A 13,928-nucleotide genomic window follows, 5' to 3' on the forward strand; every position below is an offset into this window, starting at 1 on the left:
CAAGGGTCGGCCGTAGGCCGATCGCCGAAGGCGACGCGGAGTGGAGCGAAGCGGAACGCAGCGCCCTTGACGCGGGCCGCGGAAGCACGACACTGACAAGAAGCGGGCGGCCTACCTGGGCCTGCTGCTCGCCCTCGGCGAAGGCCTCCGCTAGTCCGCCTTCTTCTGCGCCTTGCTCCGCTTGTCCTCGGTCTTCACCGCGTCGTTGACCTTCTTGGCCAGGTCGTCGTCCAGCTTCTTGAACTCGCGCACGACCGTGTCGGACATGTCGGCCAGCGCGTCCAGTTGCTGGGTGATGTCCTCGCGGCCGTCCTCCCAGTTGGACTCGAAGTCGTCGAGGGCGTCGTTGACCTTGCCGTCGCCGATGTCGTCCTTGTAGCTCTCGAAGAGCTTCTTGGTGTGGTTGAGGCGGGTCTTGATGGAGCGCAGCCGGCGGCCGTAGTCCTCCAGTTCGGTCAGCGGGAGTGAGAGATCGCTCTTACCCTTGCCCACGGCGTCCGTCCCCCTGTCTCGTAGTCTGGCCGCACCGTACATCAGCACGGTGCGGGAACCATTGAACGACGGATCGACAGAACGGGGACCCACGGCCATGGCCCGCTACATGGAAGCACTCACCATCGAGCGCGGCGGTTTCCGGATCAAGGTGCCGGAGTCCTGGTGGGAGTTCGACGTGCGCCCGGAGTCGCGGGACGACTCGATCCGCCGCATGGTGAACGAGCGGCTCGAACAGCACCCGGAACTGTCCCCGTACCGCGACACCTACACCACCTTCCTCCAGAAGGCCGCGGCCGACGCCTGGAAGTCCGGTGCGCTGTACTGCGGTTGCATGGCGGAGAGTTTCGGCGGCGACACGCCGATCACGGGTTCGGTGACCGTCTCCCTGGTCGGCGGCCGTACGCGCTCAGGCGAACCCCTCTCCAACGACCCCGCCGCCATCGCCTCCCAACTCGCCGTGAAGGAGGCGAAGAAGGAGGGCGACTCCTGGCGGAAGGTGACGACCGTCGACATCCCCGGAGTCGGCCCCGCGGCCCGCACCCACGGCATCGAGGACATCGCGGTGCCCGGCGACAGCCTCAACCGCACCATCCGCGCTGTGCTGATGCAGACGTACATCCCCGTCCCCGGCCAGGAGGGCAAGGTGGCCCTGGTCGCCGGCAGCAGCCAGGTCCTGGACCTCGCCGACTCCTTCTTCGACATTTTCGATGCGATCACGTCGACGTTCCGGTTCGCCGACTGAGTCCCCGCCGACCTTCGCGTCGAACACTCGCCCTGCTTCTTCCGCGCCTCGGGCGCGATCACGGACTCGTGAGCACCTTGAGCACGCCGGTTGTGCGAAGAAGTCCGACCGACGACGCCGTAGATCTTTGGCTGCTCGAAGAGCCGGCCCGGGACGAGTGTGGCCGCGTCGATCTGCCGGACGTCGTGGGCGCCCGGCGCGCTGCGCCCCAGCGGTGGCAACTGACGACGTGGGCATCTCCGGCACGGGGCCGGCTGCACCCCGCCGCCACGGCACAGTCCGCCCACCGGTTTGACCTACATCACCTTCGGGGTATTCTCTCCGGCCCGATTGGCCAGCCCCCCGCCCCATATGGCAGACTGTCCGAGTTGCTCGGTCGAGTGTTGATGCTGCGCGCCTCCCGCCGGGAGGACTGGAAGCGAGTCCCACAGTACTCGTCGTCCTAACTGCCTGATGGCAGCACTGGGGCGGACGTACGGGAATCTTCCGGGAAGCGTGGGCGCGGCACCGGCCAGGCACCCGGTGGGCCTTTGCCCCCGGCTTGCGGTTCCGGAAGGGCCGTGTGCATTCCCCGCAGGGATGTTCGAACATGGGGCATCTGTGTCAGCGGGAGCGCGACACGCCCGACCGCGTGGGTCGGAGAAGACGTTGGGACACCGGGTTCCAGAGCTGTAGAGAGACAGGACTACTGAGTAGCCATGGCGGGACAGAAGATCCGCATCCGGCTCAAGGCCTACGACCACGAGGTCATCGACTCCTCGGCGAAGAAGATCGTCGAGACGGTGACGCGTACTGGTGCGTCGGTCGCGGGCCCGGTGCCGCTGCCCACTGAGAAGAACGTGTACTGCGTCATCAAGTCGCCGCACAAGTACAAGGACTCGCGCGAGCACTTCGAGATGCGCACGCACAAGCGCCTGATCGACATTCTCGACCCGACCCCCAAGACCGTTGACTCTCTGATGCGACTCGACCTCCCGGCCGGCGTCGACATCGAGATCAAGCTCTGAGGCCGGTGATCTGAAAGATGGCTAAGCAGATCAAGGGCATCCTGGGCGAGAAGCTCGGCATGACGCAGGTGTGGGACGAGAACAACCGCGTTGTTCCGGTCACTGTCGTCAAGGCCGGCCCCAACGTCGTCACCCAGGTCCGTACGAACGACGTCGACGGCTACGAGTCCGTCCAGATCGCGTTCGGCGAGATCGACCCGCGCAAGGTGAACAAGCCCCTCAAGGGCCACTTCGCGAAGGCCGACGTCACCCCCCGTCGCCACCTCGTCGAGATCCGCACCGCGGACGCCTCCGAGTACACGCTCGGCCAGGAGATCACCGCTGAGGTGTTCGAGGCCGGCGTCAAGGTCGACGTGACCGGCAAGAGCAAGGGCAAGGGCTTCGCCGGTGTCATGAAGCGTCACAACTTCAAGGGCCTCGGCGCCGGACACGGCACCCAGCGCAAGCACCGCTCCCCCGGTTCCATCGGTGGCTGCGCCACCCCGGGCCGCGTGTTCAAGGGCCTCCGCATGGCGGGTCGCATGGGCAACGAGCGGGTCACCACCCAGAACCTGACCGTCCACGCCGTTGACGCGGAGAAGGGTCTGCTGCTCATCAAGGGCGCGGTTCCCGGTCCGAACGGCGGCCTCGTCCTGGTCCGCACCGCGGCCAAGGGGGCCTGAGGTAACCGATGAGCACTGTTGACATCCTTTCGCCGGCTGGCGACAAGGCCGGTTCCGTCGAGCTCCCCGCGGAGATCTTCGACGCCAAGGTCAGCGTTCCGCTGATCCACCAGGTCGTCGTCGCGCAGCTGGCCGCTGCCCGCCAGGGCACCCACAAGACCAAGACGCGTGGCGAGGTCCGCGGCGGTGGCAAGAAGCCGTACCGCCAGAAGGGCACCGGTCGCGCCCGCCAGGGTTCGACCCGCGCGCCGCAGTTCGCCGGCGGTGGCGTCGTCCACGGCCCGCAGCCGCGCGACTACTCGCAGCGCACCCCGAAGAAGATGAAGGCCGCCGCCCTGCGCGGTGCCCTCACCGACCGGGCGCGTCACAACCGCATCCACGTCGTCTCCGGCGTGGTCGAGGGCGAGAACCCGTCCACGAAGGCCGCCAAGAGCCTGTTCGGCAAGATCTCGGAGCGCAAGAACCTGCTCCTGGTCGTCGAGCGCGCCGACGAGGCCGCGTGGCTGTCCGCCCGCAACCTGCCCCAGGTCCACATCCTGGAGCCGGGCCAGCTGAACACGTACGACGTTCTCGTCTCGGACGACGTGGTCTTCACCCAGGCCGCTTTCGAGTCCTTCGTCGCCGGCCCGAACAAGGCCAACGACACCGAAGGGAGCGAGGCCTGATGGCTATCCGTCACCCCGCCATTGCCTCGAAGGCCGCCAAGGCCGCCAAGGCCGCGCGCGTCGCCAAGGCGAAGCGTCACGCCACCGAGGGCAAGAACACCGTCGAGACCCCGCTGAGCAAGTCGTACACGGACCCCCGTGACGTCCTGCTGAAGCCGGTCGTCTCCGAGAAGAGCTACGCGCTCCTCGACGAGAACAAGTACACGTTCATCGTCGACCCGAACGCCAACAAGACCCAGATCAAGCAGGCCGTCCAGGCGGTCTTCTCGGTCAAGGTCACCGGGGTCAACACGATCAACCGCCAGGGCAAGCGCAAGCGCACGAAGACCGGCTTCGGTCAGCGCGCCGGCAGCAAGCGCGCGATCGTGACCCTCGCCGAGGGCGACCGTATCGACATCTTCGGCGGTCCGACCGCGTAAGCGGGTCGGATCGTCCGATATCGGACGAGGACTGAGAAATGGGAATCCGCAAGTACAAGCCGACTACGCCGGGCCGTCGTGGCGCCAGCGTCGCCGACTTCGTCGAGGTCACGCGGTCCACGCCGGAGAAGTCGCTGGTCCGCCCGCTGCACAGCAAGGGCGGCCGTAACAACGCCGGTCGTGTGACCGTTCGCCACCAGGGTGGCGGACACAAGCGCGCCTACCGAGTGATCGACTTCCGTCGTCACGACAAGGACGGCGTGCCGGCGAAGGTCGCGCACATCGAGTACGACCCCAACCGCACCGCGCGCATCGCGCTGCTGCACTACGCCGACGGCGAGAAGCGCTACATCCTCGCCCCGCGCAACCTGCAGCAGGGTGACCGCGTCGAGAACGGTCCCGGGGCCGACATCAAGCCGGGCAACAACCTGGCCATCCGCAACATCCCGGTCGGTACCACGATCCACGCGATCGAGCTCCGTCCCGGTGGCGGTGCCAAGTTCGCCCGCTCCGCCGGTGCCTCCGTGCAGCTGCTCGCGAAGGAGGGCGCCTACGCCCACCTGCGCATGCCGTCCGGAGAGATCCGCCTGGTCGACGTGCGCTGCCGCGCCACCGTCGGCGAGGTCGGCAACGCCGAGCAGAGCAACATCAACTGGGGCAAGGCGGGCCGCAAGCGGTGGCTGGGCGTTCGCCCGACCGTCCGTGGTGTGGTCATGAACCCGGTCGACCACCCGCACGGTGGTGGTGAGGGCCGGACCTCCGGTGGTCGCCACCCCGTGTCCCCGTGGGGCAAGAAGGAAGGCCGTACTCGTTCGCCCAAGAAGGCGTCGAACAAGTACATCGTCCGCCGCCGCAAGACGAACAAGAAGCGCTAAGGACGGGTTGAGATGCCTCGTAGCTTGAAGAAGGGACCCTTCGTCGACGACCACCTGATCAAGAAGGTGGACGCTCAGAACGAAGCCGGTACCAAGAACGTCATCAAGACCTGGTCCCGCCGCTCGATGATCATCCCGGCGATGCTCGGCCACACGATCGCGGTGCACAACGGCAAGACCCACATTCCGGTGTTTGTCACCGAGTCGATGGTCGGCCACAAGCTCGGCGAGTTCTCGCCGACGCGCACCTTCCGGGGTCACGTCAAGGACGACCGGAAGTCGAAGCGCCGCTAGTAGCGGGGTGGAATGACCATGACAGACACTGGAAGGACAACCATGGAAGCCAGGGCCCAGGCGCGGTACATCCGCGTCACGCCCATGAAGGCCCGCCGCGTGGTGGACCTTATCCGTGGCATGGACGCCACGGAGGCTCAGGCGGTCCTGCGTTTCGCCCCGCAGGCCGCGAGCGTGCCGGTCGGCAAGGTGCTGGACAGCGCCATCGCCAACGCCGCGCACAACTACGACCACACCGATGTCGACAGCCTCTTCGTCTCCGAGGCCTACGTCGATGAGGGCCCGACCCTGAAGCGGTTCCGTCCGCGTGCCCAGGGCCGTGCCTACCGGATCCGCAAGCGGACCAGCCACATCACCGTGGTCGTCAGCAGCAAGGAAGGAACCCGGTAATGGGCCAGAAGGTAAACCCGCATGGGTTCCGGCTCGGTGTCACGACCGACTTCAAGTCGCGTTGGTACGCCGACAAGCTGTACAAGGACTACGTCAAGGAAGACGTCGCCATCCGTCGGATGATGACGTCCGGCATGGAGCGCGCCGGCATCTCCAAGGTCGAGATCGAGCGCACCCGTGACCGTGTGCGTGTGGACATCCACACCGCGCGTCCGGGCATCGTCATCGGCCGCCGTGGCGCCGAGGCCGACCGCATCCGCGGCGACCTCGAGAAGCTCACGGGCAAGCAGGTCCAGCTGAACATCCTCGAGGTCAAGAACCCCGAGACCGACGCTCAGCTGGTGGCCCAGGCCGTCGCCGAGCAGCTCTCCTCCCGCGTCTCCTTCCGCCGGGCCATGCGCAAGAGCATGCAGTCCGCCATGAAGGCCGGCGCCAAGGGCATCAAGATCCAGTGCGGTGGCCGCCTCGGCGGCGCCGAGATGTCCCGCTCGGAGTTCTACCGCGAGGGCCGCGTGCCCCTGCACACGCTCCGCGCGAACGTGGACTACGGCTTCTTCGAGGCCAAGACGACCTTCGGCCGCATCGGTGTGAAGGTCTGGATCTACAAGGGCGACGTCAAGAACATCGCCGAGGTCCGCGCCGAGAACGCTGCCGCCCGTGCGGGTAACCGCCCGGCCCGCGGTGGCGCCGACCGCCCGGCCCGTGGTGGCCGCGGTGGCGAGCGGCGCGGTCGCAAGCCGCAGCAGGCTGCCGGTGCCGAGGCCCCCAAGGCCGAGGCTCCCGCGTCCGCTCCGGCTGAGAGCACCGGAACGGAGGCCTGACCGACATGCTGATCCCCCGTAGGGTCAAGCACCGCAAGCAGCACCACCCGAAGCGCCGTGGTCAGGCCAAGGGCGGTACGACGGTTGCGTTCGGCGAGTACGGCATTCAGGCCCTCACGCCGGCGTACGTGACCAACCGCCAGATCGAGGCGGCTCGTATCGCGATGACCCGCCACATCAAGCGTGGCGGCAAGGTCTGGATCAACATCTACCCGGACCGCCCGCTGACCAAGAAGCCCGCCGAGACCCGCATGGGTTCCGGTAAGGGTTCGCCGGAGTGGTGGATCGCGAACGTTCACCCGGGTCGGGTGATGTTCGAGCTGTCCTACCCGAACGAGAAGATCGCCCGTGAGGCGCTGACCCGTGCGGCCCACAAGCTGCCGATGAAGTGCCGGATCGTCAAGCGCGAGGCAGGTGAAGCGTGATGTCGGCCGGTACCAAGGCGTCCGAGCTGCGCGAGCTGGGCAACGAGGAGCTTCTGAACAAGCTCCGCGAGGCCAAGGAAGAGCTGTTCAACCTCCGCTTCCAGGCGGCGACCGGTCAGCTCGAGAACCACGGTCGGCTCAAGGCCGTCCGGAAGGACATCGCGCGGATCTACACCCTGATGCGCGAGCGTGAGCTGGGCATCGAAACGGTGGAGAACGCATGAGCGAGAGCAACGTGACTGAGAACAAGGAAGCGCGCGGCTTCCGCAAGACCCGTGAGGGTCTTGTCGTCAGCGACAAGATGGACAAGACCGTCGTCGTCGCCGTCGAGGACCGTGTCAAGCACGCGCTGTACGGCAAGGTCATCCGCCGTACGAACAAGCTCAAGGCGCACGACGAGCAGAACGCCGCGGGTGTCGGCGACCGCGTCCTCCTCATGGAGACCCGGCCGCTGTCCGCGACAAAGCGCTGGCGCGTCGTCGAGATCCTCGAGAAGGCCAAGTAATTTCCTGCGGGGCTAATCCCGCAGGTCAGTTCCGCCAGGCTCGGCAGGGGTCCTCACCCGAGGCCCCTGCCGGGAACCGGCAGACGATCAGGAGATAGACGTGATCCAGCAGGAGTCGCGACTGCGTGTCGCCGACAACACTGGTGCGAAGGAGATCCTTTGCATCCGTGTGCTCGGTGGCTCCGGTCGCCGCTACGCGGGCATCGGTGACGTCATCGTCGCCACCGTCAAGGACGCGATCCCCGGTGGCAACGTGAAGAAGGGTGACGTCGTCAAGGCGGTCATCGTTCGCACCGTCAAGGAGCGCCGCCGTCCGGACGGCTCGTACATCCGCTTCGACGAGAACGCCGCCGTCATTCTGAAGAACGACGGTGACCCTCGCGGCACCCGCATCTTCGGCCCGGTCGGGCGTGAGCTGCGCGAGAAGAAGTTCATGAAGATCATCTCGCTGGCTCCGGAGGTGCTGTAAGCATGAAGATCAAGAAGGGCGACCTGGTACAGGTCATCACCGGCAAGGACAAGGGCAAGCAGGGCAAGGTCATCGCGGCCTACCCCCGCGAGGACCGTGTCCTGGTCGAGGGTGTCAACCGGGTCAAGAAGCACACCAAGGCCGGTCCGACCGCTCGCGGTTCCCAGGCCGGCGGCATCGTGACCACCGAGGCCCCGATCCACGTGTCCAACGTTCAGCTGGTCGTGGAGAAGGACGGCAACAAGGTCGTCACGCGTGTCGGCTACCGCTTCGACGAAGAGGGCAACAAGATCCGCGTTGCCAAGCGGACGGGTGAGGACATCTGATGGCTACCACCACCACTCCGCGTCTGAAGCAGAAGTACCGCGAGGAGATCGCGGGCAAGCTGCGTGACGAGTTCAAGTACGAGAACGTCATGCAGATCCCCGGTCTCGTCAAGATCGTGGTCAACATGGGTGTGGGCGACGCCGCCCGCGACTCCAAGCTGATCGAGGGCGCCATCCGCGACCTCACCACGATCACCGGTCAGAAGCCGGCCGTCACCAAGGCCCGCAAGTCCATCGCGCAGTTCAAGCTGCGTGAGGGCCAGCCGATCGGTGCCCACGTCACGCTCCGTGGCGACCGCATGTGGGAGTTCCTGGACCGCACCCTGTCGCTCGCGCTGCCGCGCATCCGCGACTTCCGCGGCCTGTCTCCCAAGCAGTTCGACGGCCGTGGCAACTACACCTTCGGTCTCACGGAGCAGGTCATGTTCCACGAGATCGACCAGGACAAGATCGACCGCGTCCGGGGTATGGACATCACCGTGGTCACCACGGCGACCAACGACGCTGAGGGCCGCGCGCTCCTTCGTCACCTCGGCTTCCCCTTCAAGGAGGCGTGAGCGAGATGGCGAAGAAGGCTCTGATCGCGAAGGCTGCTCGCAAGCCCAAGTTCGGCGTGCGTGGCTACACGCGCTGCCAGCGCTGCGGCCGTCCCCACTCCGTGTACCGCAAGTTCGGCCTGTGCCGCGTGTGCCTTCGTGAGATGGCTCACCGTGGCGAGCTGCCGGGCGTGACCAAGAGCTCCTGGTAATCCCCGAAATAGGGGATTCCTGAAGCTCTCGGTAAGCAACTGGGGCGGCAGGACGCCCACCTCGCATGCCTTAGGCTTGTGGGGTTGGGCGTCTGTCGCCGCCCTTACGACTTACTACGCCGTAGGTCCACCGCGCCGCACCCGTCCCGTCTCGGATCGGGGAGAGGGATGGCGCACCAGGAAACCCCGGCGAGAGAGGCCGAAGGCCAATTCATGACCATGACTGATCCGATCGCAGACATGCTTACGCGTCTGCGGAACGCGAACTCGGCATACCACGACACCGTGTCGATGCCGCACTCGAAGATCAAGTCTCACATCGCGGAGATCCTCCAGCAGGAGGGCTTCATCACGGGCTGGAAGGTCGAGGACGCCGAGGTCGGCAAGAACCTCGTCCTGGAGCTGAAGTTCGGCCCCAACCGTGAGCGCTCCATCGCGGGCATCAAGCGGATCTCCAAGCCCGGTCTCCGGGTGTACGCGAAGTCCACCAACCTGCCGAAGGTGCTCGGCGGCCTCGGCGTGGCGATCATCTCCACGTCGCACGGTCTCCTCACCGACAAGCAGGCCGGCAAGAAGGGCGTGGGTGGGGAAGTCCTCGCCTACGTCTGGTAGCGGAAGGGAACGGAGGAAACAGCTATGTCGCGCATCGGCAAGCTCCCCATCGCGGTTCCCGCCGGCGTGGACGTCACCATCGACGGCCGTACGGTCAAGGTCAAGGGCCCCAAGGGCGAACTGACCCACACCGTCGTGGCGCCGATCGAGATCGTCAAGGGTGAGGACGGCGTTCTGAACGTCACCCGCCCCAACGACGAGCGTCAGAACAAGGCCCTGCACGGCCTGTCCCGCACGCTGGTGGCGAACATGATCACCGGCGTGACCCAGGGTTACGTGAAGAAGCTCGAGATCAGCGGTGTCGGTTACCGCGTGCAGGCCAAGGGTTCGAACCTCGAGTTCGCGCTCGGCTACAGCCACCCGATCACCGTCGAGGCGCCCGAGGGCATCACCTTCAAGGTGGAGACCCCGACCCGTTTCTCGGTCGAGGGCATCGACAAGCAGAAGGTCGGCGAGGTTGCGGCCAACATCCGCAAGCTGCGCAAGCCCGACCCGTACAAGGCCAAGGGCGTCAAGTACGAGGGCGAAGTCATCCGCCGCAAGGTCGGAAAGGCGGGTAAGTAAGCCATGGCATACGGGCAGAAGATCCTCAAGGGCGACGCCTACAAGCGTGCTGCTATCAAGCGTCGTCACATCCGGATCCGCAAGAAGGTCTCGGGTACCGCCGAGCGCCCCCGTCTGGTCGTGACCCGCTCCAACCGCCACATCGTGGCGCAGGTGATCGACGACCTCAAGGGCCACACCCTGGCGTCGGCGTCCACCCTGGACAGCTCGATCCGCGGTGGCGAGGGCGACAAGTCCGCGCAGGCCAAGCAGGTCGGCGCCCTGGTCGCCGAGCGTGCCAAGGCCGCCGGTGTCGAGGCCGTCGTGTTCGACCGTGGTGGTAACCAGTACGCCGGGCGCATCGCCGCCCTGGCGGACGCCGCCCGCGAGGCCGGACTCAAGTTCTGAGTCGGTTCCGTAGCTAGCGGAGACAGAGAGAGGTAATTCCAATGGCTGGACCCCAGCGCCGCGGTGGCGGTGCCGGTGGCGGCGAGCGGCGGGACCGGAAGGGCCGTGACGGCGGCGCAGCTGCCGCCGAGAAGACCGCGTACGTTGAGCGCGTTGTCGCGATCAACCGCGTCGCCAAGGTTGTGAAGGGTGGTCGTCGCTTCAGCTTCACCGCGCTGGTCGTGGTGGGCGACGGTGACGGCACCGTGGGTGTCGGATACGGCAAGGCCAAGGAGGTGCCGGCCGCCATCGCCAAGGGCGTTGAGGAGGCCAAGAAGCACTTCTTCAAGGTCCCCCGGATCCAGGGCACCATCCCCCACCCCATCCAGGGTGAGAAGGCTGCCGGCGTCGTGCTGCTCAAGCCCGCGTCCCCGGGTACCGGTGTGATCGCCGGTGGTCCGGTGCGTGCCGTGCTCGAGTGCGCCGGTATCCACGACGTGCTGTCGAAGTCGCTCGGCTCCGACAACGCGATCAACATCGTGCACGCGACCGTGGAGGCCCTGAAGGGTCTGCAGCGTCCCGAGGAGATCGCGGCCCGCCGTGGTCTGCCGCTCGAGGACGTCGCTCCCGCGGCCCTGCTGCGTGCGCGTGCCGGGGCGGGTGCGTAATCATGGCGCAGCTCAAGATCACGCAGGTCAAGTCCTACATCGGCAGCAAGCAGAACCACCGTGACACCCTGCGGTCGCTTGGTCTCAAGGGGATCAACACCGTGGTCGTCAAGGAGGACCGCCCCGAGTTCCGCGGCATGGTGCACACCGTCCGCCACCTCGTGACGGTCGAGGAGGTCGACTGATCATGGCGGAGAACAACCCGCTCAAGATCCACAACCTCCGTCCCGCCCCGGGCGCCAAGACCGCCAAGACCCGTGTCGGTCGTGGTGAGGCGTCGAAGGGTAAGACGGCCGGTCGTGGTACCAAGGGCACGAAGGCCCGCTACCAGGTTCCGGAGCGCTTCGAGGGTGGGCAGATGCCCCTCCACATGCGTCTTCCGAAGCTGAAGGGCTTCAAGAACCCGTTCAAGACCGAGTACCAGGTCGTGAACCTCGACAAGCTGGCCGCGCTCTACCCCGAGGGCGGCGAGGTCACCGTCGAGGGTCTGGTGGCCAAGGGTGCCGTTCGCAAGAACAGCCTCGTCAAGGTCCTCGGCCAGGGCGAGATTTCCGTGGCGCTGCAGGTGACGGTCGACGCCGTCTCCGGCTCCGCCAAGGAGAAGATCACCGCCGCCGGCGGTACGGTCACCGAGCTCGTCTGATCGATTCAGGCGCCTCGATGACGTGAGCGATCCCGACCGGGGATACCCCACAAAAGGGGTATCCCCGGTCGGTCGTTCCAGAGGGGGCGGGCTCGCCGGTAAGGTGGCCTGTACTGTCCACTTTCACTGGGTGCTCACATGGGGCACTCTGAACGGCAGTTGACCGTTACGTATTTGTCGAACCTCAGACCGTCACCCTTGACGCAGTTGCGCGGGGGTCGCAGGAGGCACCGTGCTCACCGCGTTCGCCCGGGCGTTCAAGACGCCCGACCTGCGCAAGAAGCTGCTCTTCACGCTCGGCATCATCGTGGTGTACCGGGTCGGTACCCACGTACCGATCCCGGGCATCGACTACAAGAACGTCCAGACTTGTATCGACGTGGCCAAGGGCAACCAGGGTCTGTTCGGTCTGGTCAACATGTTCAGCGGCGGAGCGCTGCTGCAGGTCACCATCTTCGCGCTCGGCATCATGCCGTACATCACGGCGAGCATCATCCTGCAGCTGCTGACCGTCGTCATCCCGCGCCTGGAGGCCCTCAAGAAGGAGGGTCAGGCCGGTACGGCGAAGATCACCCAGTACACCCGCTACCTGACGGTGGCGCTCGCCATCCTGCAGGGCACCGGTCTGGTGGCCACGGCCCGCAGCGGCACGCTGTTCTCGGGTTGCCCGGTAGCGGGTCAGATCGTCCCGGACCAGTCGATCTTCACCACGATCACGATGGTCATCTGCATGACCGCCGGTACGTGCGTCGTCATGTGGCTCGGTGAGCTCATCACCGACCGCGGCATCGGCAACGGCATGTCGATCCTGATGTTCATCTCGATCGCCGCGACCTTCCCGTCCGCGCTGTGGGCCATCAAGAAGCAGGGCACCCTCGCCGACGGCTGGATCGAGTTCGGCACCGTGATCCTCGTCGGCCTGGTCATGGTCGGCCTGGTGGTCTTCGTCGAGCAGGCCCAGCGCCGCATCCCGGTGCAGTATGCGAAGCGGATGATCGGCCGCCGGTCCTACGGCGGAACGTCCACGTACATCCCGCTGAAGGTGAACCAGGCCGGTGTGATTCCTGTCATCTTCGCCTCGTCGCTGCTCTACATTCCGGCGCTGGTCGCGCAGTTCTCGAACTCCGACTCGGGCTGGAAACGGTGGATTACCCAGAATCTGACCAAGGGCGACCACCCGATTTACATCACTTCGTACTTCTTGCTCATCGTTTTCTTCGCGTTCTTCTACGTGGCGATCTCCTTCAACCCCGAGGAAGTCGCCGACAACATGAAGAAGTATGGTGGCTTCATCCCGGGCATCCGGGCTGGCCGACCGACCGCTGAGTACCTGAGCTACGTACTCAACCGGATCACCTGGCCGGGTTCGCTGTATCTGGGACTGATCGCTCTCGTACCGACAATGGCGTTGGTCGGGTTCAACGCGTCGAACAACTTCCCGTTCGGCGGGACCAGCATCCTGATCATCGTGGGTGTCGGTCTCGAGACGGTGAAGCAGATCGAGAGCCAGCTCCAGCAGCGCAATTACGAAGGGTTCCTCCGCTGATGCGAATCGTCCTCGTCGGGCCGCCGGGTGCCGGTAAGGGAACGCAAGCCGTTCGTCTTGCCGAGAAGCTGCGCATCCCGCACATCTCCACGGGCGACCTGTTCCGAGCCAACATCAGCCAGCAGACGGAGCTCGGGAAACTCGCGAAGTCCTACATGGACGCCGGCAACCTCGTCCCGGACGAGGTCACCATCGCCATGGCCAAGGACCGCATGGAGCAGCCGGACGCCGAGAACGGCTTCCTGCTGGACGGGTTCCCGCGCAACGTCTCGCAGGCCGAGGCGCTGGACGAGCTGCTCAAGACCGAGGGCATCAAGCTGGATGCGGTACTCGACCTCGAGGTGCCCGAGGAAGAGGTCGTGAAGCGGATCGCCGGCCGGCGGATCTGCCGCAAGGACTCCTCCCACGTCTTCCACGTGACGTACAGCCCGCCGAAGCGGGAGGGTGTCTGCGACGTCTGCGGCGGTGAGCTCTACCAGCGCGACGACGACTCCGAGGAGACCGTCCGCAAGCGGCTCGAGGTCTACCACACGCAGACCGAGCCGATCATCGACTACTACAAGGCGCAGGGCCTGGTCGTGACGATCTCGTCCCTGGGCCCGGTGGACGAGGTCACGAAGCGGGCGCTCGAGGCGCTGAAGCGCGAGGACGGCGACAAGTAGTCCTTACGTCCGTTGCCAGCCGCG

At 66.0% G+C, this 13,928-nt stretch carries 25 protein-coding genes; 24 read left to right on the forward strand and 1 reads right to left on the reverse strand.

Annotation, left to right across the window (positions count from 1 at the left end):
* Positions 1-150: 150 nt before the first annotated feature.
* Positions 151-492: a hypothetical protein gene (locus ACIBBH_RS35830; RefSeq protein ID WP_399412045.1), complete on the reverse strand. Its 342-nt coding sequence runs from the start codon at positions 490-492 to the stop codon at positions 151-153.
* Positions 493-589: 97 nt separating this feature from the next.
* On the opposite strand from ACIBBH_RS35830, the gene ACIBBH_RS35835 reads away from it, so the two are divergent.
* The 24 genes from ACIBBH_RS35835 (at position 590) to ACIBBH_RS35950 (ending at position 13,904) form a co-directional block, all read left to right on the forward strand.
* Positions 590-1,237, forward strand: coding sequence for a hypothetical protein (locus ACIBBH_RS35835; RefSeq protein ID WP_399412047.1), 648 nt, complete (start codon positions 590-592; stop codon positions 1,235-1,237).
* A gap of 698 nt (positions 1,238-1,935) precedes the next feature.
* On the forward strand, positions 1,936-2,244 hold the full coding sequence (rpsJ, locus tag ACIBBH_RS35840) for a 30S ribosomal protein S10 (RefSeq protein ID WP_003948644.1): 309 nt from the start codon (positions 1,936-1,938) through the stop codon (positions 2,242-2,244).
* Positions 2,245-2,261: 17 nt separating this feature from the next.
* Positions 2,262-2,906 carry a 50S ribosomal protein L3 gene (gene rplC, locus ACIBBH_RS35845; protein ID WP_129307396.1) on the forward strand — a complete coding sequence of 215 codons (645 nt, stop codon included), beginning with the start codon at positions 2,262-2,264 and terminating at the stop codon, positions 2,904-2,906.
* 8 nt (positions 2,907-2,914) lie between these two features.
* Entirely contained in the window at positions 2,915-3,571 is a 657-nt protein-coding gene (rplD, locus tag ACIBBH_RS35850) for a 50S ribosomal protein L4 (protein WP_399412050.1), read from the forward strand.
* Complete coding sequence (gene rplW, locus ACIBBH_RS35855; RefSeq protein ID WP_399412052.1) at positions 3,571-3,990, forward strand: 50S ribosomal protein L23; 420 nt, start codon at positions 3,571-3,573, stop codon at positions 3,988-3,990. Before rplD ends, rplW begins: the two co-directional genes overlap by 1 nt.
* Positions 3,991-4,028: 38 nt before the next feature.
* The gene (gene rplB, locus ACIBBH_RS35860; protein ID WP_399412054.1) at positions 4,029-4,865 is read left to right on the forward strand and encodes a 50S ribosomal protein L2; all 837 of its coding nucleotides are present in this window, start codon (positions 4,029-4,031) and stop codon (positions 4,863-4,865) included.
* A gap of 12 nt (positions 4,866-4,877) precedes the next feature.
* On the forward strand, positions 4,878-5,159 hold the full coding sequence (rpsS, locus tag ACIBBH_RS35865; RefSeq protein ID WP_033528345.1) for a 30S ribosomal protein S19: 282 nt from the start codon (positions 4,878-4,880) through the stop codon (positions 5,157-5,159).
* Between the two features lie 42 nt (positions 5,160-5,201).
* Positions 5,202-5,549 (forward strand): 50S ribosomal protein L22, encoded by a 348-nt coding sequence (rplV, locus tag ACIBBH_RS35870; RefSeq protein WP_030778516.1) that lies wholly within the window; start codon positions 5,202-5,204, stop codon positions 5,547-5,549.
* Positions 5,549-6,370 (forward strand): 30S ribosomal protein S3, encoded by an 822-nt coding sequence (rpsC, locus tag ACIBBH_RS35875; RefSeq protein ID WP_003998826.1) that lies wholly within the window; start codon positions 5,549-5,551, stop codon positions 6,368-6,370. Before rplV ends, rpsC begins: the two co-directional genes overlap by 1 nt.
* Before the next feature lie 5 nt (positions 6,371-6,375).
* Complete coding sequence (rplP, locus tag ACIBBH_RS35880; RefSeq protein ID WP_004927269.1) at positions 6,376-6,795, forward strand: 50S ribosomal protein L16; 420 nt, start codon at positions 6,376-6,378, stop codon at positions 6,793-6,795.
* The gene (gene rpmC / locus ACIBBH_RS35885; RefSeq protein WP_059079052.1) at positions 6,795-7,019 is read left to right on the forward strand and encodes a 50S ribosomal protein L29; all 225 of its coding nucleotides are present in this window, start codon (positions 6,795-6,797) and stop codon (positions 7,017-7,019) included. Before rplP ends, rpmC begins: the two co-directional genes overlap by 1 nt.
* The gene (gene rpsQ / locus ACIBBH_RS35890) at positions 7,016-7,300 is read left to right on the forward strand and encodes a 30S ribosomal protein S17 (protein WP_039656223.1); all 285 of its coding nucleotides are present in this window, start codon (positions 7,016-7,018) and stop codon (positions 7,298-7,300) included. The genes rpmC and rpsQ overlap by 4 nt, the downstream gene beginning before the upstream one ends.
* A gap of 100 nt (positions 7,301-7,400) precedes the next feature.
* Complete coding sequence (gene rplN, locus ACIBBH_RS35895) at positions 7,401-7,769, forward strand: 50S ribosomal protein L14 (protein ID WP_003998823.1); 369 nt, start codon at positions 7,401-7,403, stop codon at positions 7,767-7,769.
* Between the two features lie 2 nt (positions 7,770-7,771).
* Positions 7,772-8,095 carry a 50S ribosomal protein L24 gene (gene rplX, locus ACIBBH_RS35900; protein ID WP_061920721.1) on the forward strand — a complete coding sequence of 108 codons (324 nt, stop codon included), beginning with the start codon at positions 7,772-7,774 and terminating at the stop codon, positions 8,093-8,095.
* Positions 8,095-8,652: a 50S ribosomal protein L5 gene (rplE, locus tag ACIBBH_RS35905; RefSeq protein WP_016434630.1), complete on the forward strand. Its 558-nt coding sequence runs from the start codon at positions 8,095-8,097 to the stop codon at positions 8,650-8,652. The genes rplX and rplE overlap by 1 nt, the downstream gene beginning before the upstream one ends.
* Before the next feature lie 5 nt (positions 8,653-8,657).
* Positions 8,658-8,843 (forward strand): type Z 30S ribosomal protein S14, encoded by a 186-nt coding sequence (locus ACIBBH_RS35910; protein ID WP_003948630.1) that lies wholly within the window; start codon positions 8,658-8,660, stop codon positions 8,841-8,843.
* Positions 8,844-9,056: 213 nt separating this feature from the next.
* The gene (gene rpsH, locus ACIBBH_RS35915; RefSeq protein WP_006130772.1) at positions 9,057-9,455 is read left to right on the forward strand and encodes a 30S ribosomal protein S8; all 399 of its coding nucleotides are present in this window, start codon (positions 9,057-9,059) and stop codon (positions 9,453-9,455) included.
* Positions 9,456-9,479: 24 nt separating this feature from the next.
* Positions 9,480-10,019 carry a 50S ribosomal protein L6 gene (gene rplF / locus ACIBBH_RS35920; protein WP_399412058.1) on the forward strand — a complete coding sequence of 180 codons (540 nt, stop codon included), beginning with the start codon at positions 9,480-9,482 and terminating at the stop codon, positions 10,017-10,019.
* A gap of 3 nt (positions 10,020-10,022) precedes the next feature.
* Positions 10,023-10,406: a 50S ribosomal protein L18 gene (gene rplR / locus ACIBBH_RS35925; protein ID WP_200700872.1), complete on the forward strand. Its 384-nt coding sequence runs from the start codon at positions 10,023-10,025 to the stop codon at positions 10,404-10,406.
* Between the two features lie 41 nt (positions 10,407-10,447).
* Positions 10,448-11,053 (forward strand): 30S ribosomal protein S5, encoded by a 606-nt coding sequence (gene rpsE, locus ACIBBH_RS35930; protein ID WP_009190144.1) that lies wholly within the window; start codon positions 10,448-10,450, stop codon positions 11,051-11,053.
* A gap of 2 nt (positions 11,054-11,055) precedes the next feature.
* Positions 11,056-11,238 carry a 50S ribosomal protein L30 gene (gene rpmD / locus ACIBBH_RS35935; protein WP_003998814.1) on the forward strand — a complete coding sequence of 61 codons (183 nt, stop codon included), beginning with the start codon at positions 11,056-11,058 and terminating at the stop codon, positions 11,236-11,238.
* A 2-nt stretch (positions 11,239-11,240) separates the two neighbouring features.
* On the forward strand, positions 11,241-11,696 hold the full coding sequence (gene rplO, locus ACIBBH_RS35940) for a 50S ribosomal protein L15 (RefSeq protein WP_067018996.1): 456 nt from the start codon (positions 11,241-11,243) through the stop codon (positions 11,694-11,696).
* A gap of 232 nt (positions 11,697-11,928) precedes the next feature.
* A complete protein-coding gene (gene secY / locus ACIBBH_RS35945) occupies positions 11,929-13,242 on the forward strand; it encodes a preprotein translocase subunit SecY (RefSeq protein WP_399412060.1) in 1,314 nt (437 codons plus the stop codon).
* On the forward strand, positions 13,242-13,904 hold the full coding sequence (locus tag ACIBBH_RS35950; protein ID WP_399412062.1) for an adenylate kinase: 663 nt from the start codon (positions 13,242-13,244) through the stop codon (positions 13,902-13,904). The genes secY and ACIBBH_RS35950 overlap by 1 nt, the downstream gene beginning before the upstream one ends.
* Positions 13,905-13,928: the final 24 nt, after the last annotated feature.

Source organism: Streptomyces sp. NPDC051636 (genome assembly GCF_044453765.1).
Taxonomy (GTDB): Bacteria; Actinomycetota; Actinomycetes; order Streptomycetales; family Streptomycetaceae; genus Streptomyces.